The 20,477-nt window shown below is 64.4% G+C and carries 17 protein-coding genes; 10 read left to right on the forward strand and 7 right to left on the reverse strand.

What is annotated here, in order from left to right; all coding sequences use genetic code 11:
* Positions 1-105: 105 nt before the first annotated feature.
* From EDE08_RS31570 to EDE08_RS31610, 9 genes are all read left to right on the forward strand, one after another.
* The gene (locus tag EDE08_RS31570) at positions 106-1,155 is read left to right on the forward strand and encodes a nucleotidyltransferase family protein (RefSeq protein WP_165936290.1); all 1,050 of its coding nucleotides are present in this window, start codon (positions 106-108) and stop codon (positions 1,153-1,155) included.
* Positions 1,152-2,060 carry a Gfo/Idh/MocA family protein gene (locus EDE08_RS31575; RefSeq protein ID WP_131873032.1) on the forward strand — a complete coding sequence of 303 codons (909 nt, stop codon included), beginning with the start codon at positions 1,152-1,154 and terminating at the stop codon, positions 2,058-2,060. The genes EDE08_RS31570 and EDE08_RS31575 overlap by 4 nt, the downstream gene beginning before the upstream one ends.
* Positions 2,057-2,758, forward strand: coding sequence for an acylneuraminate cytidylyltransferase family protein (locus EDE08_RS31580; protein ID WP_131873034.1), 702 nt, complete (start codon positions 2,057-2,059; stop codon positions 2,756-2,758). The genes EDE08_RS31575 and EDE08_RS31580 overlap by 4 nt, the downstream gene beginning before the upstream one ends.
* Before the next feature lie 13 nt (positions 2,759-2,771).
* Positions 2,772-3,593, forward strand: a complete 822-nt coding sequence (locus EDE08_RS31585; protein ID WP_131873036.1) for an SDR family oxidoreductase — start codon at positions 2,772-2,774, stop codon at positions 3,591-3,593.
* 70 nt (positions 3,594-3,663) lie between these two features.
* Positions 3,664-5,118 carry an MATE family efflux transporter gene (locus EDE08_RS31590; protein WP_245524936.1) on the forward strand — a complete coding sequence of 485 codons (1,455 nt, stop codon included), beginning with the start codon at positions 3,664-3,666 and terminating at the stop codon, positions 5,116-5,118.
* Positions 5,119-5,186: 68 nt separating this feature from the next.
* On the forward strand, positions 5,187-6,575 hold the full coding sequence (locus EDE08_RS31595) for a surface carbohydrate biosynthesis protein (RefSeq protein WP_165936291.1): 1,389 nt from the start codon (positions 5,187-5,189) through the stop codon (positions 6,573-6,575).
* Between the two features lie 4 nt (positions 6,576-6,579).
* A complete protein-coding gene (locus EDE08_RS31600; protein ID WP_131873040.1) occupies positions 6,580-7,986 on the forward strand; it encodes a capsular polysaccharide export protein, LipB/KpsS family in 1,407 nt (468 codons plus the stop codon).
* A gap of 11 nt (positions 7,987-7,997) precedes the next feature.
* Positions 7,998-8,747 (forward strand): glycosyltransferase family 2 protein, encoded by a 750-nt coding sequence (locus EDE08_RS31605; protein ID WP_131873042.1) that lies wholly within the window; start codon positions 7,998-8,000, stop codon positions 8,745-8,747.
* A 145-nt stretch (positions 8,748-8,892) separates the two neighbouring features.
* On the forward strand, positions 8,893-9,855 hold the full coding sequence (locus tag EDE08_RS31610) for a UDP-glucuronic acid decarboxylase family protein (protein WP_131873044.1): 963 nt from the start codon (positions 8,893-8,895) through the stop codon (positions 9,853-9,855).
* A gap of 8 nt (positions 9,856-9,863) precedes the next feature.
* On the opposite strand, the gene EDE08_RS31615 is transcribed toward EDE08_RS31610, so the two are convergent.
* Positions 9,864-12,812, reverse strand: coding sequence for a M10 family metallopeptidase C-terminal domain-containing protein (locus EDE08_RS31615; protein ID WP_131873046.1), 2,949 nt, complete (start codon positions 12,810-12,812; stop codon positions 9,864-9,866).
* 216 nt (positions 12,813-13,028) lie between these two features.
* The gene (locus tag EDE08_RS39540; protein ID WP_165936292.1) at positions 13,029-13,361 is read right to left on the reverse strand and encodes a hypothetical protein; all 333 of its coding nucleotides are present in this window, start codon (positions 13,359-13,361) and stop codon (positions 13,029-13,031) included.
* A 96-nt stretch (positions 13,362-13,457) separates the two neighbouring features.
* Here EDE08_RS39540 and EDE08_RS31625 point away from each other — a divergent pair, with 96 nt between their 5' ends.
* Complete coding sequence (locus tag EDE08_RS31625) at positions 13,458-14,651, forward strand: CaiB/BaiF CoA transferase family protein (protein ID WP_131873050.1); 1,194 nt, start codon at positions 13,458-13,460, stop codon at positions 14,649-14,651.
* Positions 14,652-14,954: 303 nt separating this feature from the next.
* On the opposite strand, the gene EDE08_RS31630 is transcribed toward EDE08_RS31625, so the two are convergent.
* From EDE08_RS31630 to EDE08_RS31650, 5 genes are all read right to left on the reverse strand, one after another.
* Positions 14,955-16,469, reverse strand: a complete 1,515-nt coding sequence (locus EDE08_RS31630; RefSeq protein ID WP_131873052.1) for a tripartite tricarboxylate transporter permease — start codon at positions 16,467-16,469, stop codon at positions 14,955-14,957.
* 13 nt (positions 16,470-16,482) lie between these two features.
* On the reverse strand, positions 16,483-17,025 hold the full coding sequence (locus tag EDE08_RS31635; RefSeq protein WP_131873054.1) for a tripartite tricarboxylate transporter TctB family protein: 543 nt from the start codon (positions 17,023-17,025) through the stop codon (positions 16,483-16,485).
* 174 nt (positions 17,026-17,199) lie between these two features.
* Positions 17,200-18,186, reverse strand: a complete 987-nt coding sequence (locus EDE08_RS31640) for a tripartite tricarboxylate transporter substrate binding protein (RefSeq protein WP_131873056.1) — start codon at positions 18,184-18,186, stop codon at positions 17,200-17,202.
* A 144-nt stretch (positions 18,187-18,330) separates the two neighbouring features.
* Positions 18,331-19,128, reverse strand: a complete 798-nt coding sequence (locus EDE08_RS31645; protein ID WP_131873058.1) for an enoyl-CoA hydratase/isomerase family protein — start codon at positions 19,126-19,128, stop codon at positions 18,331-18,333.
* Positions 19,129-19,156: 28 nt separating this feature from the next.
* Positions 19,157-20,356, reverse strand: a complete 1,200-nt coding sequence (locus EDE08_RS31650) for a pyridoxal-phosphate-dependent aminotransferase family protein (protein WP_131873060.1) — start codon at positions 20,354-20,356, stop codon at positions 19,157-19,159.
* Positions 20,357-20,477 lie beyond the last annotated feature (121 nt).

Here is a 20,477-nt window from a genome sequence, read left to right on the forward strand (position 1 = left end):
AACGCCCGGGCCCCTGGCGGGGTTGACGCCGCCTCTCGCAGCCGCGATATAGCAGGCTCAGCCGTGGTCCGCCCCCAATATCTGGCGTATACGAGGCAAATTGCCATGAAATCCTGGCGCAAAGCCGTCGTCGGTACCCAGGCGACCGTGGGCGAGGCCATCGCCGCGATCGAGAGCGGAAGCATCCAGGTTGCTCTGGTGCTCGACGACCACAATCGCCTGCTGGGCGTGGTCACCGACGGCGATGTGAGGCGCGGGCTGCTGCGCGGCATCCCTCTCACCGGACTTGCGACCGACATCATGAACCGGACGCCGGTGTCTGCCCCTGCGACCTTGCCGCGCGAGGATCGCCTGCAGCTGATGCGACAGAGGTCGATCAAGCAGCTCCCGCTTGTGGACGAGGGCGGCCATCTGGTCGTGGTCGAGACGCTCGATGAGCTGCTCGAACCTCGTCACTATCCTAATCCTGTGCTGATCATGGCCGGCGGCCTCGGCGAGCGCCTGGGTGCGCTGACGCGCGACGTGCCGAAGCCGATGCTCAATGTCGGCGGCCGACCACTGCTGGAGACGATCGTCCGCAACGTGGTGCAGCAGGGGTTTGGCAACATCTTCATTTCGGTCAACTACAAGGCCCAGACGATCAAAGACTACTTTGCCGATGGCGCGGCCTTCGGTGCCAACATCCAGTACGTGCACGAGACCGAACGCCTGGGCACCGCCGGCGCTCTCGGGCTCTTTTCGACCCCGCCGGATCTGCCGATGATCGTCACCAACGGCGACATCCTCACCACGATCAACTATGGAGCGCTTCTCGACTTCCACAACGGGACGCCGGCGGAAGCGACGATGGCCGTTCGCGAGCACAAGGTGCACGTCCCCTATGGCGTGGTTTCCACGTCGGAGGGCTTTCTCCAGACCATTCGCGAGAAGCCGACCGAGAGCTGGTTCGTCAGTGCCGGCATTTACGTGATTGGAAGCTCGGTCTTCCGCCATGTCGCCCCCGGCGTCAGCATCGATATGCCGACCGTGCTGGAGCGGGTGATCGCCGATAAGGGACGCGTCGCCGTCTATCCCATTCGTGAATACTGGCTCGACATCGGCCGCCTGGAGGATTTCGAGCAGGCGCATGCAGAGTTTCACGAGGTCTTCCCGTGACCTCAACAACCGCCGTCGTGGTTGGTCTTGGCTCGATTGGCGCAAGGCATGCGCGGGTCCTGCGCGAGCTCGGACTTCGGGTCACGACTGTCAGCCGGCGCGAAGGCGGCGACTACGGGTCGATCGCGCAGGCCGTCGCGGCGGCGCATCCGGACTACGTGGTGATCGCGACCGAGACTGCGCGTCATGCGGACAATCTGCAAGAGCTCGCGCAGACCGGGTTCCATGGCAGAGTCCTCGTCGAAAAGCCACTATTCGCAACACCGGCCCCGGCCCCGAAATATCCCTTCGCCCGTGTCAGCGTCGGATACAATCTGCGCTTTCACCCCGTGATGACGGCGCTGGCGGAAAGACTGAGCGGGCACGACGTGATCACGGTCGACGCCTATGTCGGCCAGGACATCAGGGACTGGCGGCCGGGCCGCGATCACCGTGCAACTGCATCCGCCACGGCCGATGCCGGAGGCGGCGTGCTGCGGGATCTCAGCCACGAACTGGACTATCTTCTGTGGCTGTTCGGGCCATGGCATCGCGTCGCAGCGCTCGGCGGCTCCTCCGGCGCACGCGACATCGACGTCGACGACCATCTCGACCTGCTGCTCGATATGCAGCTGGCGCCATCGGTGCACGTCCACATGGACTATCTCGATCGCCAGGGCATCCGCCGCATTCGCGTCAATGTCGACGACGATACCATCGAGGCCGATCTCGTCGGCAGCCGTCTCACGGTCAACGGCAAGGCAAGGCAGATTCCCAGCGAGCGCGACCAGAGCTATCGCGACATGCATGTCGCGGCGATGCGCGGTGCGAGCCCGGTCTGCTCGTTGCCCGAGGCCCTCGGCGTCGTGCATCTGATCGACGCCAGCGAGCGCGCGCTGCGCACCAAGAGCTGGATATCGCCATGAGTCTCGTCTGCACCATCTGCGCGCGAGGCGGCTCGAAAGGGGTGGTCGGCAAGAACGCGCGCGATCTCCTGGGCAGGCCGATGCTCGCGTGGAGCATCGCGCAGGCGCGAGAGACCGGCCTGTTCGATGCGATCGCCTTCAGCAGCGACTCGGACGCCCTGCTCGAGGCCGCGCTGAAGGCCGGCGCCGACATCGCGGTCAGACGCCCCGACGAGATGGCGACCGATACCGCGCCAAAACTGCCGGCGATCCGCCATTGTCTCGAGCAGGCCATCGCGCAAATAGGCACTACGCCCGAGATCTTCGTCGATCTCGACGTCACCTCCCCGCTCAGGCTTGCCTCCGACATCACCGGTGCGGTGGCACTGCTGCGCGAGAGCGGCGCGCGCAATGTCATTACCGGGGCGCCGGCGCGACGGTCGCCCTATTTCAACCTTGTCGAGCAGCGCGCCGATGGCAGCGTCGGCCTGTCCAAATCTGCCGATCCTCCGATCACGCGCCGGCAGGATGCTCCGCGCTGCTTCGACATGAACGCGTCGATCTATGTCTGGCGCGTCGCGCCATTCCTGGAGCGGCCTGCGGTATTCTACCCGGACACGCATCTGCTCGAAATGCCGGAAGAGCGTTCGATCGACATCGATTCCGATCTCGATTTTGCGTTGGTGGAACTGTTGCTCCGCCAACGACTGGCGGCCTGAGGAGGCGCAAGCGATGACCACGAGCTTCAAGGCTCTGTTCGATCTGACCGGCCGCACTGCCGTCGTTACCGGCGGGTGCGGCATTCTCGGTCGTCGCTTTGCCGAGGGCCTTGCCGAGTTCGGCGCCAACGTCGCGATCGTCGATCTGGATCAGGCCGCAACCGATGCCGCGGCGGCCGAAATCGCCTCCCGCCATGCCGTCCGCGCCAGAGGCTACGGCTGCGACATCACCAGCCCTGAAGCGGTGCGCAACACAGCCGACGCGATCGAGGCCGACCTCGGACCGGTCTCGATCCTGCTCAACAACGCGGCCAGCAAGACCCGCGACGTCGACGCCTTCTTCGCGCCCGTCGAGAAATTCTCGCAGGAGACCTGGCGCGAGATCATGGCTGTCAATCTCGACGGCATGTTCAACGTCGCGCAGGTGTTCGGCGGCCGGATGGCCGAACGCGGCTACGGCGCCATCGTGCAGACCGCCTCGATCTACGGACTGATGGCCCCCGATCAGCGCATCTACGAAGGCTCCGAATATCTCGGCCGCGCTATCAACACGCCGGCGGTCTACACCGCCTCGAAGGCCGGTGTCATCGGCCTCACGAAGCACCTGGCGACCTACTGGGCGAGCAGGGGCGTTCGCGTCAATACCCTCACCCCCGGCGGGGTGGAGAGCGGGCAAAACGAGACCTTCAAGGCGCGCTATGGTGCCCGTATCCCACTGGGCCGCATGGCTCGCGCGGACGAAATGGTGGGAACGATGCTGTTCCTGGTGTCGGACGCGGCATCCTACGTCACCGGCCAGAACATCGCGGTCGATGGCGGCCTGAGCGCGTGGTGAGCGGCGGAGCATGCTCAAACAGCTGATCCGCAACACGCTGATATCCAGTGCGGCCTTCGGAATTGCGGCTGTGCTCGGGCTCGTCGTTATACCCGTCATCATCCGCACCTGGGGCGTGACCGAGTTCGGCCTCATCGTGCTGGCCCGCATCCTGCTGCCAAGCGGGATGATGGGACTGCTCGATCTCGGCCTCTCCGAGGTTACAACGCAAGCGGTCGCGCGGGCGCGGGAGCATCGCAATTGGCGCATCGCGGGCCAGCAGCTCGCACTTCTTACTGTGATGGCCCTGGGCCTTGCAGGACTGCTCGCGGTCACGATCTGGATCAGCGCGCCTTACCTGACCATCGCACTCCGCGTCGATGCCGCTCACGCCGACAGGTTTGCGCAAATTTTGCGCTACACTGCGCTTGCCAACGTGGTGCTGATCCCGGCACTGGTCTGGGAAGGCATCGTCAAAGGCTTTGAACGCTACAATGTCCTGCGGCTGGCGGAGGTGAGCTCCACGATCGCCTATGTGGCTTGCACGATCTGGGCCGCCAACACCGCGGCCTCTTTCGAGGTGGTGGCCTACATCTATCTCGCCAGCACTTTGATGCGTGCATGCTTGGCGTTCGCCGCAGCCTTCGTCGCCGTCGTGCGCAAGGTCAAACTCGCCATGTGGGACGCGCCGATCCGGCGCGAGCTGTTCTACCGCTGCGCGCTGTTCGCGCAGGGAAAGCTGACGGGCGGCTTGGCACTCCCGATTCAACCCTTCCTGGTCGGCCTCTTGTTCGGGCCCAAGGGCGTGGGGATATACGACACCCTGGTCAGGCTGCCTCGTGTGTCCAAGGTCGTCGTTGGCCTCCTGACGTCGGCCCTGCTGCCGGTGGCAAGCCGCCTCGACGAACGCGGCAACGCTGCCACGTTCCAGCGCCTTGGCGAATTCGGCCTGATCATCCTGCCGATGTTCACGGTACCGCCGCTGATGGCGGCCGCCGTGCTGTCGCGCGAGATCATGCAGTTATGGATCGGACCACAGATGGCCCCCTACGCTTTCTGGATGGGCCTCGGCTTCGTGGTGCCGATCTGCGCTCAATACCTCGCCTTCGGCAACGTCATGTTCCTGACCCGCACAGACGTGCAGTCGCGCCTGAACCGGCTCATGATCTATCAATTGGCAGTGTGGGCCGCGGTGGCGGTTGCGACATTGCACCTGTTCGACGAGCGAGCGCTGATTCTTGGCCAAGTGGTTGCCAACGCCGTAATTCTACCGTTGCAGGTCGGCACCGTGAGCCGCGCGTTGCAGCTTGACTCCCACCGCCTCCTTAGAGCACTTCTCGTGCAGGCCGCCATTCTCGTGGTCTTGGGCCTGCTGCTCCTCAAGCTTGCAGAGTACCTTGCAATCGACGGCTTCTGGGGGCTTGGGCTTGCGATCGCCTCGTTCTGCGTAGTGAGCTGGACCGCACAATTTTTTCTGGTTCTGGAAGACCGCCAGCGGGCAATCTTTGCGGAACTCGGCCAGCGCCTCGGCTGGGCGTCGACCTAGCCTGCTATTTGCACGAGTATGTTCGGGAGATCGATGAGCGCCTTGGCCGATACGAGGAGACGTGAACGGTGCGTATAGGCCTGGTTGTCGATCACCCCAAGCGTGACCTGCCAGGCGCGGTCATGCTCGGTTATCAGCTTGCGCGGCGCGGCGTCTCCGTCGTGCTGGTGCCGATGTACGAGCAGGCCGTCGACGTTCCTCGGCTCGGGCTCGACGCGCTGGTCGTCAACTACGCGCGTCCCGTCAACCTCGATCTCATGCGGAGCTTTGCGAGGGACGGGCTCGCGCTCTACGTCCTCGACACCGAAGGCGGCGTGCTCGCCGAGAAGGGCGGCAACTCGCCGCCGGCAATGGCCGCGCACGTCAAGGGCAGCGGCTACGCCGACATCCTGGCGGGTTATTTCTTCTGGGGCAGTCGGCTGCACGAGGCCTTCCTCGCGGCCGGAACCATGAAGCCGGAGCAGCTTCACCTCACCGGATGCCCGCGCTTCGACTTTGCTGCGCCGCGCTGGCGCGCGCTGCTCGATGGCGAACCGCGCGACTACCTGCTCGTCAACGCCAACTTCCCGCTGGTCAATTCACGCTTCACCGGCAAACCGGGCGGCGAGCGCGAAGCGATGGTGCGGGCCGGTTGGGATGGCGGCTATGTCGATCGCTTCATCGCGGACCTGAAGCAGGTCTTCGCCAACTACCTCGCCGAGATCGACCGACTTGCCGCAGCGCGGCCCGACCGCACCATTCTGGTGCGTCCGCATCCCTTCGAGAGCGAGGAGATCTATCGCAACGCGCTGGCGCGCCACGCCAACGTCCTGATCGACGGCACCGGCAGCGTACTCGACCGCATCCGCAATGCCGCCGCGGTCGTTCATCTCAACTGCGGCACGGCCGTCGAATCGGTCCTGCTCGGAAAGCTTCCGCTCCAGCTCGAATATCTGAACACACCGACTACCGCCGGCCACGCCGCGCTGCCCGCGCGCGTGAGCCGGCCGGTCGCCTCGTTCGAAGAGCTGCTTGGCGCGATCGACCAGATCGAGCGCGAGACCGAGAGCTTCGATTTCGCCCGCGTTCATGCCGCCGACATCGAGGCCTTCTTCCATCTCAACGACGGGCAAGCCGCAGAACGGGTCGCTGATGTCCTGACACGCGCTACGGGTGCGCGCCGGCCTTACGTGTCGTTGCTGGCGACCGTGAAGGGCACGCGCGACAAGCCGAGTGTCGGCCAGATCGTCAAGGGCGCTGCCAGCGCCGCGCTCGGATCGGCCGTGACGGAACGGCTGCGCAGCCGGTTCAATCCGGCCCGGCGCGACAAGCGCATCGAGCCGGTCGTCGTCAGGACCCTGCTGCAGCGTATCGCAGCTCATGACCGCGCGAGCCCGGCGCAATTCGCCACAAGACGCGCACACTGCGCGACGACAGGCTTGCCGCTCGCGAGCATTGCCATCGACCCCACCCGATAGACTCATGGCCACACCCTCAAAGACCATTCTCATCACCACGCTTGCCGAATACCAGACCCGGTTCTGGATTCCGGTCGCGCAGCGGCTGCGTGCGGCAGGCAACGATGTCGAGCTGCTCGCCTTCGACGATCGCAGCGCCGAAATGTCGGCGGCCGAAGGCGTGCCGGTTACCAACATGTACCGCGACGGCCTCAGGACCGGTCCCTCCCCCGACGACCGCGGCGCGTTCGACGCCCGCATCGCCGCCTACGGGCTCGACGGGACCAATTTCCTGTTCAGCCATGAGCGGTTCACGTTCGGCATCCGCGACACCGCGGCGCTGCGCCGGCGGTTCATGATCTATGCCAACGCGATGGAGGCGTTGCTCGACCGTCTGGGGGCTGAGGGCAAACGCGTCGAGCTGGTTCAGGAGCTCGGCGGCTTCCTCTCCGTCATCGCGAGCTTCTACGCCGCCAGGCGTCGCAACATCCGCAACTGGTTCATCGAGCCCTCGTTCTTCCGTGGCCGGATGTATTTCACGCCCGACAGTCTCGCCGCGCCCGACGTGATGCCGACACCAGCGGATACGGTGTCGGCAGAGGTACGCGCCTATCTCGACGACACGCTGAAGCAGCGGGCGATCGTCATCCCCAAAAAGGACCAGCATCATTATTCGGCGGCTTTCAAGAAGGTCGTGAACCTGCGCAACGCCCGCCGCCTCACCGAAAAGCTGTGGGACCAGTTCGCGCTCGGAAAGCATCAGGAGTTCGGACACAATCTGCGTCACGCCCGCGTGCACGCGGCGATGGCGCTCAATGCGACGCGGCTGCGCAAGCTCTACAAGCCGATCCCCGGGGCGCCCTTCGTCTATTATCCATTCCACGTTCCCGCCGACATGGCGCTGACGCTGCGCTCGCCCGACTACCTCGACCAGGTCGCAACGGTCGACTTCCTGCTGCGGACGATCCCGGACTCGCACGTGCTGGTGGTGAAGGAACACCCCGCCCAGATCGGCGCGATCTCGGCCGATCGCCTGTTCGAGCTGGCGCGCCGCTTCGACAATTTCGTGCTGCTGCCGCCGCAAACCAACAATTACACTGTGCTCAACCGCGCCGATGCGGTCATCTCCGTCAACAGCAAGTCGGGCGCCGAGGCCTTGCTGCTCGGCAAGCCGGTCGTGGTGATGGGCGATGCGTTCTACCGTTCCTGCCCGCTGGTCTACGCGGTCGACCGGCTGGCGGACGTGCCCGCTCGGCTGCGCGAGGCGCTCTCCACCGGGCCATTCGATCCAGCCAAGGGCGCGCCTTATTTCGAATCGGCCTGGCGCAGGTCTTATCCGGGCGAACTCTATATCAGCGATCCCAAACTGCTCGACACGTTTGCGGCCTCGTTATGCGCCGCGATCACTGAGCCCGCTGCCCGCGCGAATTGAACGGACCCGTCATGCCGCTCGTCTCGATCATCACCCCATCCTGGAACGTCGAAGGCCTGATCGAGGAGACCATCCGCTCGGTGCAGAGCCAGAGCTTCTCCGATTGGGAGTTGCTGATCGCCGACGACTGCTCGACCGACAGGACACCGCAGATCATCGCGGACATCGGCGAGCGCGATCCTCGCGTCAAGCTGATCCGGCAGGCGAAGAACGGCGGGCCGGCGCTGGCCCGCCAGGCCGCGATCGACCGGGCGCAGGGCCGCTATCTCGCCTTCCTCGACAGCGACGATCTGTGGCTGCCCGGGAAACTGGAGCGGCAGCTCGCCTTCGCGAAGGCGAAGCAGGCCGCGCTGAGCTACACCGCCTTCCGCCGCATCAACGAGACCAACACGGTTACCGGACGGCTGATCGAGGTGCCGGCCTCGCTCAGCTATGGGCAGCTCCTGAAGAACACCGCGATCGCCACGCTGACCGCGATGGTCGACCGCGAGATCGCCGGCCCCATCGCGATGAAGAACGAGGGTTATGACGATTTCTGCCTGTGGCTCTCGATCCTCAAGCGCGGCCATACCGCCTACGGCCTCAACGAGGATCTGGCGCGCTACCGCGTCAGGGGCTCCTCGGTCTCCAGCCGCCCGGTGCGCTCGGCCAAATGGGTCTGGCAGATCTACCGCAATGTCGAGCACCTCTCCCTGGTCCGATCGGCCTGGTGCTTCGGCCATTGGGGGGCGCGGGCCTGGTTGAAGCGGCGGGAGTTCTAGCTAGGCCCAGCCTAAAAAGCGCGAAAACAACCCCATGCACAGTAGGGGTGTTTAGATACCTCAATCCAAGGCATTTGGCTATTGGCGAGTCCGGCCGTTGCCGATACCACTCAGCCGCTCCCTTTGCGAACATCTGGAACCGATCATGCCGTTTGAAAACTACAGGAACAGCCGCATCCTCGTGACCGGGGGAGCCGGGTTCATCGGATCGCACCTCTGCGAACGACTGCTCGAGACCGGGGCCGAGGTGGTGTCCGCGGACAACTATTTCACCGGCAGCCGGCGCAACATTGCCCATCTGATCGCAAATCCGCTGTTCGAGGCGGTCAGGCACGACGTCACCTTCCCGCTCTACATCGAGGTCGACGCGATCTTCAACCTGGCCTGCCCGGCCTCGCCGATCCACTACCAGCGCGATCCGGTACAGACCACCAAGACCTCGGTGCACGGCGCCATCAATATGCTTGGGCTCGCCAAGCGGCTCAAGGCGCGCATCTTCCAGGCCTCCACCAGCGAGGTCTATGGCGATCCGCTGATCCATCCGCAGACCGAGGATTACTGGGGCAACGTCAACCCGATCGGCATCCGCTCCTGCTACGACGAGGGCAAGCGCTGCGCCGAGACGCTGTTCTTCGACTATTGGCGCCAGCACGGCCTGCCGATCAAGGTCGCGCGCATCTTCAACACTTACGGCCCGCGCATGCAGCCAAATGACGGTCGCGTGGTGTCGTCCTTCATCGTCCAGGCGCTCAAGGGCGAGCCGATCACCGTGTTCGGCGACGGCGGCCAGACCCGCTCGTTCTGCTATGTCGACGACCTCGTCGAGGCCATCACGCGGTTGATGGTAAGTGCGGAAGACGTCACGGGACCGATCAATCTCGGCAACAATTCCGAGTTCACCATCCGCGAGCTCGCCGAGAAGGTCATCAAGCTCACCGGCTCGCGCTCCAAGCTGGAGTTCAAGCCGCTGCCGCAGGACGATCCGCGCCAGCGCCAGCCCGACCTCACCAAGGCGAAGGCGGTGTTGAACTGGGAACCAAAGGTGGCGCTTGAGGACGGGCTGAAGGAGACGATCGCCTACTTCAAGCACTCGCTCGAAATCGCCTGACCACGCCTTCAGGTCAGAAGGACATTGAAATTGTGACCGGTCTGGAGAAAGTCGGTCAGAATGTCGATCGCAGCCGTGTCGTGACTGTCCGCTAGCCGAGTCTCCTCCAACGCGGTCCACGGATCGGCTGGTGCAGGAATAAAGTCGGGTAGCTCGGACGGCGCAGTCAGCGATCCGCTCTGGGTGAAATCGAAGGCGAAGCCGTCGCCGGATGTCGTCGCAAGCGGCGCAGCGCCCACGGTGCCGTCGCCGTTGAGATCCTGCTGCAGGATCGGCTCCAGCGCTTTCAGGGACGGATCGGACCCGAGCACTTCCGGGGCCGCGGCAAGGGTCGCCAGGAAGTTGCCGTTCGCATCCGTGCTCCAGACCGAATAATGGGCGTTCGCCGAGTTCTTCCAGACCACGTCGTAGCCACCGCTGGACACTTTCTCGGCGCCGATCACCGACCAGGTGCCCCAGTTCGCCGTGATCACGGCAGAGCCTGCATACTTCAACGTCGGCCCGGTACCCGTCGCGATGCTCTCGAGATGGTAGTTGCCGCTCGATAAAACGACTCGCGTCGATCCAACCGCCTCGATCGTGGTGCTGGCGGCAGCAGCGACGCCGATCGTCCCGTCACCGTTCAGATCTTGCTGCAGCGTCGGCTCCAGCGTCATCAGGGATGGATCGGTTCCCAGCATTTGGGGAGCCGAACCCAGCGTGGTCAGGAAGTTGCCGTTGCTGTCCGTGCTCCACACGGAGTATTGCCCGCCTGCCGAATCCTTCCAGACCACGTCGTAGCCGCCGCCCGACACCTGCTCGGCACCAATCACCGACCAGGCGCCCCAGTTCGCTGCGATCACCGCAGAGCCCGCGTATTTCAAGTTCGGCCCGGTACCCGACGCGATGCTCTCGAGATGGTAGTTGCCGCCGGATAAAACCAGACGTGTCGATCCAAGCGCCTCAATCGTGGTGGTGACGGCAGCAGCGACGCCGATCATGCCGTCACCGTTCAGATCTTGCTGCAGCGTCGGCTCCAGCGCTTTCAGAGATGGATCGGACCCGAGCACTTCCGGGGCCGCGGCAAGGGTCGTCAGGAAATTGCCGTTCGCGTCCGTGCTCCAGACGGAATAATGGGCATTCGCCGAGTTCTTCCAGACCACGTCATAGCCGCCGCCCGACACCTGCTCGGCGCCGATCACCGACCAGGTGCCCCAGTTCGCTGTGATCACCGCAGAGCCTGCATATTTCAAGGTCGGCCCGGTACCGGCGGCGATGCTCTCGATATGGTAGTTGCCGCCGGATGAAACGACGCGCGTCGATCCAAGCGCCTCGATCGTGACGGCAACTGGGAAGCCGATCATACCGTCACCGTTCAGATCCTGCTGCAGCGTCGGCTCCAGCGTCTTCAGGGATGGATCGGTTCCCAGCATTTGCGGGGCCGAACCCAGCGTGGTCAGGAAGTTGCCGTTGCTGTCCGTGCTCCACACGGAATATTGCCCGCTGGCCCCTTCCTTCCAGACCACGTCATAGCCGCCGCCCGATACCTGCTCGGCGCCAATCACCGACCAGGTGCCCCAGTTCACTGCGATCACCGCAGAGCCCGCATATTTCAAGGTGGGCCCGGTCCCGGTGGCGATGCTCTCGAGATGGTAGTTGCCGCCTGATAAAACCAGACGCGTCGATCCGAGCGACTCGATCGTGGTTGTCACCAAGCTGGAGCTTGCGAAGGTACCATCGGCGAATTGGAGATACTCTACACCCACGGCAGTGTCCGTGCCGTCGGGCATGCCGGAGCGTTGATCGACGATCGTGAATATCTGCGTCGCCACGTCGTACGAAATCAGATAGTTGGCCCGGCTGCCCGAATACACCGCGGTGTCCGTGCCGGTGCCGCCATTTATGCCGTCGTTGCCCGCACCGCCCGTGATGGTGTCGTTGCCGCCTCCGCCGTTCAGCGTGTTGGCGATGGCGTTGCCGAGGATCGTGTCATTACCGGAGCCGCCGATGGCGTTGTCGATGTAGGAGCGCGCGTCGCCATTGTAGAGATAGGCGTTGTAGACGTTGCCCGATGCATAATGGCCGTTGCCGAGATAGGCCAACTGCACGGCGGAGAACACCGAGGAAGCGCCGGGATTGAGGTTGATGCTCAGGTTGGTCGTGTAGTTCGACAGATCGTAAGTATCGACGCCGCCGCCATCCCAGACGGTCTCGTAGATGCGATTTGCCGAACCGCCGACGCCGCCTCCCGGCGCGAGTTGACCGGCACCATCGATGAACTGCTGCCCCGTGGTCGGATTCCAGGTGTAGACGGTGTTGCTGCTCTGCGTCGTGTAGTCCGCGCCGTACATCGTCTGGAGCGCGAGGATATCGTTCGCCATGTAGGTCTGCGAATATCCATAGGCTTCGTTGGTGTAGCCGCCCGTGGTCGACGCGCCGACATAGCTGCGATAGCTCATGACGGTGTATTCGCTACTGTCATGCGCGCTCGGCACCGCGACGTTGCCGGGCCCGCCGGCCTCCTGGCTGTGCTTGAGGCCCAGGGCATGGCCGAGCTCGTGCAGCGCGGTGGTGAAGTAGTAATTGCCGAGCTTGGCCAGCGAGAAATTGTATTGGGTGCCGAACCAGATGTCGCCGCCGGACGCATAATTGCCGGGATAATAGGCGTAGGCGGTCGGATTGGCCGCCGGCGACTGCGCGATCATGATGTCGGCGCCGTTCGTGCCTGCGTACTGGATGTCGGCGTTGGTGTAGCTGAGGATCAGCCCGATCGCGTAATTGATCGCCGCCTGGATCTGGATGGGCGCCGACGCGAAGCCCGACGTGGTCGGCTCGCCGCTGCCGCCGCTATAGGGATTGGCGTAGTCGCTCGGCGCGTCGGGAAAACTGTAGGTGATGGTGCCTGACCATTTGGCGCCCGACAGCAGGCCGTCGATCTCGGCGTTGTTGGTGGCACTGACATTCACAGCGGTAGCCAATTGACTCTCCAGAGCACCGCCTCGCCAGATTAGCGGCGGAGGCGCATGATTCTAGCGTGAGAGTTGAACGTTTGGTTTAATTTGGGCCGCGGCGTCCGCTCCCGTCCGTAAGACCTTGTTAGGCGTCAAATCCCGTAGTCATACGGACACCGATGGGATACGGCTTCCGGTCCCCTGTCATGTCCCAGAGACGATATTATGAAACGAGGCGCATTGTCAGCCGGTCTGATCGGCGTCCTCGCGACGTTCGCGGGATCGGATCATCTGTCCAACGGAGAACAGCCTGCCATGGTCGGGAGAGCCAAAGCGGACGACGGCAGGAAGGAGAGCGGCAAGGCAGGCCGCGCGCCCTCCATGCCAATCGCCCGCGATCCTGCCGTCGCGGTGGCAGAGGAATACGAAGCCGCCCGCCGGAAGGGAACGCGGGAAGCGTTCGAGCTCTTCATTGCGCGCCACGGAGATGATCCCTTGGCCGAGCAGGCGCGCGCAGAATTGAAGCGCCTGTCGCGCTGAACCTTCTACGCACCGCAGCAAAGCCGTGTCAGGCATGGCATTTCGGCAGGCGGCATGCGCATCGGACGAGGGTTGCCGCAAGGTCTTTCGGCACTATGGTAGGCCCCGCAATCCGTCCCGGAGCCTCTCAAGATGTCTTTTCCGCATGCCTCGGAAGCCCTGTCGCGCTTCACCGTGCTCGACCTGACCCGCGTGCGCTCCGGGCCGACCTGCGTGCGGCAACTCGCGGACTGGGGCGCCAACGTCGTCAAGATCGACGCGCTGACCGAGGACGCCGGCGGCGAGCAGCCGGGCGGCCCCCGGCAGGGTTCCGACTTTCAGAATTTGCACCGCAACAAGCGGGCGATGACGCTGAACCTGAAGGATGAGCGCGGGCTCGCCGTCTTCAAGCGCCTGGCCGCCAAAGCCGACGTCGTGGTCGAGAATTTCCGGCCCGACGTGAAGAAGAAGCTCGGCATCGACTATGACAGCCTCGCCGCAATCAACCCGCGCATCGTCTATGGCAGCATCTCCGGCTTCGGTCAGGACGGCCCCTACCACAAGCGGCCCGGTTTCGATCAAATCGCGCAAGGCATGGGCGGGCTGATGTCGATCACCGGCGCGCCGGACGGAGGCCCGATGCGAGTCGGCATTCCCGTCGCCGACCTCACCGCCGGCCTGTTCTGCGCCATGGGTATCCTCACCGCACTGCTCGAACGCGAGGTCTCCGGCAAGGGCCAGTGGGTGCAGACCTCGCTGCTCCAGGCCCAGATCTTCATGCTCGACTTCCAGGCGGCGCGCTGGCTGATGGAGAAGGAGGTCGCCAGGCAGGCCGGCAACAACCACCCGACCAGCATTCCGACCGGCGTGTTCAAGACCTCCGACGGCTACATCAATATCGCTACGACCGGCGGCCGGATCTGGGAGCGCTGTGCGCAGGCGATCGGCGCGCCGGAGCTCTTTAGCCATCCCGACTATGCGACGGCACCTGCCCGCTCCAAAAACCGTGATGCGCTCAACGCCGAGATCGAGAAGCGCACCGTGACGAAGTCGACCGAGACCTGGGTCCGCGAGCTCAACGAGGCCGGCGTGCCCTGCGGTCCCATCTATGCCATCGACCAGATGTTCGAGGACGCGCAGGTGAAGCATCTCGGCATTGCGCAGGACGTGCCGAACGACGATGGCCGCCATATCCGCCTGGTCGGCCAGCCCGTGACGCTGTCGCGCACGCCGAGCAGGATGGTGGCGCGGCCGCCGGAATTCGGCGAGCAGACCGACGAGTTGCTGAAGGAGTTCGGTTTCGGCGCCGACGAGATTGCGAGGCTGCGGGACGTCAAGGTGGTGTGAGTATCGCTGACCTTGGCACCATCAGCCCTTCGGCCGTTGAAGCACGAAGCCTCGCTGAAAGGCGGAACGAAACGAGGCTTGATGGCTGCAACGACGACGGTGCGCTCCCTCTCCCGCTTGCTTGCGGGAGAGGGCTAGGGAGAGGGTGCTTCCGCAATGGGACCATCCCCAAGAGGGGAAAGCCCTCACCCGGCGCGTGGGACGATGCTTCGCATCGCCCGGAACGCGCCGACCTCTCCCGCAAGCTTGCGGGAGAGGTGAACGACCCGCCGCAATCGATTCAACCTAAGGCAGTCCGGCTCATTACGACGTCGCCCTGGCCCGCTGCGTCCATCCGGCGCGGCCAAGCAGGCCGTCGATGACCGGCCAGAACAGCAGCACAATCGCCAGGGTCGTGATCGAACCGACCAGACCGTTCGACCAGAACACCTTCAAGGTCCCGCCGGAGCCGATCATCGACAGGCGGAAGGCATCCTCGGCGCGGTTGCCGAGCACGAGCGCGAGGGTGAACGGCGCCAGCGGAATACCGATCTTCTTGAAGACGTAGCCGACTACGCCGAAGCCGAGCATCAGCCAGATGTCGAACATCGCGTTCTGGATCGCATAGGCGCCGATCGCGCAGGACACCACGATCATCGGCGCCACCGCGGCAAAGGGCACGCGCAGAATCGAGGCGAAGATCGGCACTGTCGTCAGCACCAGCACGAGGCCGACGACGTTGCCGAGATACATCGAGGCGATCAGGCCCCAAACGAAGTCCTTGTGCTCGACGAATAGCAGCGGCCCCGGATTGAGCCCCCACACCATCAGGCCGCCGAGCAGGATCGCCGCAGTGCCCGAGCCGGGAATGCCGAGCGCCAGCATCGGCAGCAGCGCCGAGGTGCCGGAGGCATGCGCCGCCGTCTCCGGCGCGAACACGCCCTCGATCCGGCCCTTGCCGAAACTGCCAGGGTCCTTGGCGAAGCGCTTGGCGAGGTTGTAGCCCATGAAGGAGGCCGCGATCGCACCGCCGGGGGTGATGCCGAGCCAGCAGCCGATGAAGGACGAGCGCAGCAGCGTCACCCAGTATTTCGGCAGGTCCTTCCAGACGCCGAGCACGACGCGCAGCGAGATGCCGGCCGCATGTCCGCGCAGCGCAAGGCGCTCCTCCATCGTCAGCAGGATCTCGCTGATGCCGAACAGGCCGATGACGGCGACCAGGAAATTGATGCCGCGGAGCAATTCCGGCGAGCCGAAGGTCATGCGGAGATTGCCGGACACGGTATCCATGCCGATGCCGGCAAGCAGCAGCCCCAGGGACATCGAGATGACCGTCTTGTGCTTGGCCTCGCGGCCAAGACCGACGAAGGAGCAGAAGGTCAGGAGATAGACCGCGAAGAACTCGGGCGGGCCGAACTTCAGCGCGAAGGACGAGATCATCGGCGCGAGGAAAGTGATCAGCAGCACGGCGACCAGCGAGCCGATGAACGAGGAGGTGAATGCCGCGGTCAGCGCCTCCGCCGCCCGACCCTGCTGCGCCATCGGATAGCCGTCGAAAGTGGTCGCGACCGACCAGGCTTCGCCCGGGATGTTGAACAGGATCGAGGTGATGGCACCACCGAACAGCGCGCCCCAATAGATGCAGGACAGCATCACGATCGCCGAGGTCGGGTCCATCGTGAAGGTGAGCGGCAACAGGATCGCGACGCCATTGGGGCCGCCGAGCCCTGGCAGCACGCCGACGAAGATGCCGAGCACCAGCCCCACCATCATCAGCACCAGCGTCTTCCACGTCAGCAGGACGGCAAAACCGTGGAGCAGGAGCCCGAACGCTTCCATCGCGCGGGCCCGCCTAGCGGCCGAGGGCCGCTTCGAGCGGCCCTTTCGGCATGATGACGTCGAAGGCGACGTCGAAGGTGACGAACATGATCGCCGTGAACACGAAGGCGGTGAGCAGCGACTTCCACAGCGTGATCTTGCCGACGAGGCGCATGAAGCCCGCGATCAGGAGGAAGCTCGCGACATAAAGGCCGAGGAACTGTGTCGCCGCGCAGAACAGCAGTGTCGGCACGAACACTGCCATCACGCGGCGGGCCTGCGCCCGTGTGACGAAGGTCTCACGCGCCGCGCACCGCGCGAGGAGCGCCGCGATCAGGCCGTAGAGGCTGCCGCCGCCGAGGATAATGGCGAGGTAGAACGGGAAATAGCCCGGCTCCGGCCCGGTCGCATCCCAGGACGCGCCGGTACGCCAATTGTCGTAGCCGAGCGTGGCGGCGAGCGCGAGCAGCAGGAGACAGACGACGATCTCGATCGTGCCGGAAGAGACGACGGAGGGGGAGTCGTCTTCAGGCGCGGTTGGATCGTCGACGACGATTTCAAGTTCGGTTTGGGACATGGTGAGCAACAAATGCTGTGGCCAATCCCCTCTCCCCGCTTGCGGGGAGAGGGTCAGGGTGAGGGGGAGTCTCCACGGAGACGGCGAGAGTTGGACTCGCGGAGAGTCCCCCTCACCCGGATTGCACTTCGATACAATCCGACCTCTCCCCGCAAGCGGGGCGAGGTGAAACAGCTACTTCGCGACGAAGCCGGCTTCCGACATCAGCGACTTGTTCAGCGCATCGTCCTCCTCGAGGAACTGCACCATGTCCTTGCCGGTGAGGAAGATCGGCTTCAGCGCCTGCTTCTCCATGTACTCCTTGTATTCCGTGGTCTGCGTCACCTTGTGGAACAGATCGACATAGAACGCCTGCTGTTCCGGCGTCACCTTGCCGGGCAGGAACATCGCGCGCAGCATCAGATACTGCACGTCGACGCCCTCCTCCTTGCAGGTCGGGATGTCGGCCCAGGACTGCGTCTCCGTCACCTTCGTCGTGTAGGAGATGCGTTCCTTGTCGAACACGCAGAGCGGACGCACCTGGCCCGCGCGCCAGACTTCCAGATTTTCCGAGGGGTTGTTGACGTTGGCCTCGGTGTGGTTGCCGACCAGCTGGGTCGCGGCCTCGCCGCCGGACTTGTAGGGCAGATATGAGAATTTCGCGCCGGTCTTCTGCTCGAGGAACACGGTCAGCACGTGATCCTCACGCTTGGAGCCTGTGCCGCCCATCTTGAACGGCGAGCTTGCTGCCTTCGCCGCGGCCACGAACTCCTTCAACGTCTTGGGACCCGCGCTGTTGTCCCAAAGAACGAACTGATCGAGTGCGACCACGGAGACCGGGGTCAGCTCACGCCAGTTGAACGGGATCTTGGCCGACAGCGGCAGCATGTAGATCAGCGAATAGGCGATCAGCACCTTGTTCGGGTCGCCCTCACTGGATTTCATGTACATCAGCGCTTCCGCGCCCGAGGCGCCGCCCTTGAGCGAGACGACCATCGGCTGCTTCATCAGATTGTTCTTCTGGATCGCGGCCTGCATCATCCGCGCCATCTGATCGGAGGCGCCGCCCGCGCCCGCGGCCACCACGATCTCGACGGGCTTGGTGGGCTCCCAGCCGGCGAGGGCCGGCGTGGTCAACAACAGCGCCGCCGCAGCGCCGACGGCTTTGACTGGAATTCGCACGAGTTTCGTCCCCTGATGTCTTTTTTGAGTTGTAATGCGGAAGAATTCTATCCCTGCATAGTGCGGACTAAAGCTGACGAGTGCAAGCAGCCCGGCAATTCGGCGCCTATGACTTTCGACGGACGACGCCGACACCGCATGTGTTTACTTGCCCTTCCAGACGGGCACGCGCTTGTTGAGGAAGGCGTCCATGCCCTCGCGGAAATCTTCGCTCATATAGGCTTTCAGGATCAGATCCTCGCCTTCCTCACGCGAGAGCGTGCGGCGGATGCGGCGCACCGCTTCCTTGGTCGCTTCCAACGTCAGCGGCGCGTGGCTGGCGACGAGCCTTGCGGTTTCATCGGCACGGCGCTGCAGCGTCTCGACATCGGGCACGATTTCGTTGAGCAGGCCGAGCGCCAGCGCCTCCTGAGCCTCGACCAGACGCGCATTGAAGATCATATCCTTGGTGCGGGCAGGTCCGATCAAGGCGACGACGCGGCTGATGTTCGACATCGACAGGCAATTGCCGAGCGTGCGCGCGATCGGAAAACCCATCCGCGTCGTCTCGGTGCCGATGCGAAGATCGCAGCAGGCCGCGATGCCGGCACCGCCGCCGGTGCATGCCCCGGCGATGGCTGCGATCACCGGCACGCGGCACTGCTCAAGCGTGCCGAGCACGCGATCGATCCGCGCCTCATAGTCGAGCGCATCCTGCGCGGTCTTGAAGGCGCGGAATTGCGAGATGTCGGTGCCGGAGGCGAACGCCTTGTCGCCAGCGCCGGTCAGGATCAGCGCCTTGATCGAGCGATCGGCGTTGATCTCCTGGCAGATCTCCGCCATGCGGTCATACATAGCGAAGGTCATGGCGTTGCGCGCCTGCGGGCGGTTGAAGGTGATCCGCGCGATGCCGTCCGTGATGGAGTAGAGCAGGTCTTCGTTGGTCGTCGTCGGTGCGTTCATCGCGCTCTCTTTCTTCAAGTTAAATGGATCAAGCCACCTGGGCCTTGGCCATCGGCAACACGTCGCGTCCCTTCAGGACGTCCATGGCCGCGAGCACGCCGCCGCTCCGGTGCGGGATCTTTGCAAGATCCAGGCCCATCTCGACGCCGGCGAGCGTGCCCATCAGCATCAGATCGTTGAAATGGCCGATATGGCCGATGCGGAACACCTTGCCCTTGACCTTGTTCAAGCCGGTGCCGAGCGACATGTCGAAGTTCTCCAGCACGACCTTGCGGAAGGCGTCGGCGTCGTGTCCTTCGGGCACGCGCACGCCGGTCAGCGCCGGCGAATGCGCGGCGGGATCGGCGCATTGCGTCTCCAGGCCCCAGACCTTGGCCGCGGCACGCGTCGCGGCGCTGTGGCGCTTGTGGCGGGACCAGACGTTCTCCAGCCCCTCCTCTTCCAGCATCTTCACGGCTTCGCGCAGGCCGTAGAGCAGGTTGGTGGCTGGGGTGTACGGGAAGGTGCCGAGCTTGTTGAAGTTGATCACCTCCTGCCAGTCCCAATAGGAGCGCATGCCGGGATTGGCTTTCGCCACCGCGAGCGCCTTCTCCGAGACGGCGTTGAAGCCGAGGCCGGGCGGCAGCATCAGGCCCTTCTGCGAGCCGGCGACCGAAACGTCGATGCCCCAAGCATCGTGCTCATATTCCATCGAGCCGAGGCCGGAGATGGTGTCGACCATCAGCAGCGCCGGATGTTTGACGCGGTCGAGCAGCTTGCGCACGTCCGCAGGCGGCGTCACGCAGCCGGTCGAGGTCTCGTTGTGGACGACGCAGACCGCCTTGATCTTGTGCTGCTTGTCGGCGGCGAGGCGCTTCTCGATCTCGGCGAGATCGGCGCCATGGCGCCAGTCGCCCGGGATGAAGTCGACGTCGAGCTTGAACTTGTCGGCGATGCCGCGCCACAGCACGGCGAACTGGCCGGTCTCGCACATCAGGACCTTGTCGCCGGGCGCGAACACATTGACCATCGCCGCTTCCCAGGCGCCGGTGCCGGATGAGGGGAAGATGATCACGGGCTGTTTGGTGCGGAACACGCGCTGCATCGCAGCGAGAACCGCGAAACCGAGCTCGGCGAACTCCGGACCGCGATGGTCCAGCGTCGGCATGTCCATCGCCCGCAGCACCCGGTCGGGCACGTTGGTCGGTCCTGGAATCTGTAGGAAATGCCTTCCACTATGCACGGTCATCGGCGTCCTTCCCGGTCGTTGAGGCTGTCTTGGCTCTGGCGTCCGTCAGCCCGCATTGAGGCTCCGGCGAGCCGCTCGCATATCACTATTCGCCGGGCTTGTCCCTCGCCCGGCGGAGTCC

This window comes from Bradyrhizobium sp. R2.2-H (genome assembly GCF_004346455.1).
Lineage (GTDB): Bacteria > Pseudomonadota > Alphaproteobacteria > Rhizobiales > Xanthobacteraceae > Bradyrhizobium > Bradyrhizobium diversitatis.

Excerpts from the sequence above, each read along its gene's own strand:
- EDE08_RS31570 (WP_165936290.1), top strand. The coding sequence starts at position 106 with ATGAAATCCTGGCGCAAAGCCGTCGTCGGTACCCAGGCGACCGTGGGC.
- EDE08_RS31580 (WP_131873034.1), top strand. The coding sequence starts at position 2,057 with ATGAGTCTCGTCTGCACCATCTGCGCGCGAGGCGGCTCGAAAGGGGTG.
- EDE08_RS31585 (WP_131873036.1), top strand. The coding sequence starts at position 2,772 with ATGACCACGAGCTTCAAGGCTCTGTTCGATCTGACCGGCCGCACTGCC.
- EDE08_RS31600 (WP_131873040.1), top strand. The coding sequence starts at position 6,580 with ATGGCCACACCCTCAAAGACCATTCTCATCACCACGCTTGCCGAATAC.
- EDE08_RS31605 (WP_131873042.1), top strand. The coding sequence starts at position 7,998 with ATGCCGCTCGTCTCGATCATCACCCCATCCTGGAACGTCGAAGGCCTG.
- EDE08_RS31610 (WP_131873044.1), top strand. The coding sequence starts at position 8,893 with ATGCCGTTTGAAAACTACAGGAACAGCCGCATCCTCGTGACCGGGGGA.
- EDE08_RS39540 (WP_165936292.1), bottom strand. The coding sequence starts at position 13,361 with ATGCCTGACACGGCTTTGCTGCGGTGCGTAGAAGGTTCAGCGCGACAG.
- EDE08_RS31625 (WP_131873050.1), top strand. The coding sequence starts at position 13,458 with ATGTCTTTTCCGCATGCCTCGGAAGCCCTGTCGCGCTTCACCGTGCTC.
- EDE08_RS31630 (WP_131873052.1), bottom strand. The coding sequence starts at position 16,469 with ATGGAAGCGTTCGGGCTCCTGCTCCACGGTTTTGCCGTCCTGCTGACG.
- EDE08_RS31635 (WP_131873054.1), bottom strand. The coding sequence starts at position 17,025 with ATGTCCCAAACCGAACTTGAAATCGTCGTCGACGATCCAACCGCGCCT.
- EDE08_RS31645 (WP_131873058.1), bottom strand. The coding sequence starts at position 19,128 with ATGAACGCACCGACGACGACCAACGAAGACCTGCTCTACTCCATCACG.
- EDE08_RS31650 (WP_131873060.1), bottom strand. The coding sequence starts at position 20,356 with ATGACCGTGCATAGTGGAAGGCATTTCCTACAGATTCCAGGACCGACC.